1 protein-coding gene is annotated in these 1349 nt (G+C 38.8%); it reads right to left on the reverse strand.

Annotated features, from left to right (window positions below; translation table 11 throughout):
• Positions 1–38: 38 nt before the first annotated feature.
• Positions 39–1238, reverse strand: coding sequence for an RNA-guided endonuclease InsQ/TnpB family protein (locus tag ACE1CC_RS09555; protein WP_413270234.1), 1200 nt, complete (start codon positions 1236–1238; stop codon positions 39–41).
• Between the last annotated feature and the right edge of the window lie 111 nt (positions 1239–1349).

Raw genomic sequence — 1349 nt, forward strand, 5'->3', positions numbered from 1 at the left:
TTGACACTCCTCGCCCTATAAGTGCGAGGATTCTTGGTTCACAGACTCGCCATAACAAGCGCAGGATTGCTCCAACTCTCGCTAGAGGGCAAATCTCCCCAAGCTTTAGATCCGGTATGCCCTACCGTACTTAATGCTAATTTCAGGATATTAATTGCGGCATTTATATCTCGATCTTCCACAAACCCACAATGCGAACAAACATGAGTTCTAGTTGATAAAGACTTCTGCACTTTCTGACCACAATTAGAACAGTTTTGACTCGTATTGTAAGCAGGAACTACAATAGTTACCTTCCCATACTTATAGCCAAAATATTCCAACCAACGTCGAAATAAATACCATCCTGCATCGCTAATTGATTTCGCTAAATGTCGATTTCTTACCAGCCCTTTGACATTTAAATCTTCATAAGCCACCAAATCGTTAGATTGGATTAAACGGAGTGCCACTCTCTTGACAAACTCTTCTCGCTGCCTACTTACTTTTAAATGTTTCCGAGCATATCGATTTCTAGCTTTCTGATAGTTTCTAGATTGGGGTTTCCCTTTCTTGAACTTCTTAGATTTCCGCCGATTCAAGCGTTTTAAGCTTTTCTCTCCCTTTCTATAAAACTGGGGATTAGCTTCAATATTTCCTTGACTATCTGCCAAGAAATATTTAATTCCTAAATCTATTCCTACAGCTTTCTGACTGGGAATTAAAGGCTTCACCCGCTCTCTGGGATCGGCTTTAATAGCAAATTGTACGTAATAGCCATCCGCACGACGCACAATTCTCACTCTTTTAATTTGCTCAATCTGGTAAAAGTTCAAATCTCTAGAACCTACTAGCTTGAAACTTCCAATACCTTTCTTATCTATAAAATTAATGTATTTTCTGTTATCAGATAGCTTCCAACCAGAGACTTTGTACTCTACCGAGCGAGTGTTTTTCTTGAATTTAGGATATCCTTTCTTGCCTTTAACTTGGTTTTTACAATTCTCATAAAAACGGTTGACTGCCTTGAGTGTTCTTTCTACCGCAGCTTGACAAGCGTGGGAGTTTAACTCTTCGACAAACTTAAACTCTTTTCTCAATAAAGTGTTGTATCTAAACATTTCTGGCTGACCAATCCCACGATTATCCATCCAATAACGAAGTACTTTATTTCGGACAAATTGAGATGTCCTAATTGCTTCCTTAATGGCGGTTATTTGTTGTGGTTTAGGGTAGACCTTAAACTCGTAGACAAACACGACTGATACTGAATTAATGGATATCAACTATTATGATAGCATGGAATTGAAAAATGGGCAATAAAAAGCCATCCTCGAAGGACGGGGCTTGTATCCCATTATTTTCGGTCA

It is taken from the genome of Floridaenema aerugineum BLCC-F46, assembly GCF_041929345.1.
Lineage (GTDB): Bacteria > Cyanobacteriota > Cyanobacteriia > Cyanobacteriales > Aerosakkonemataceae > Floridanema > Floridanema aerugineum.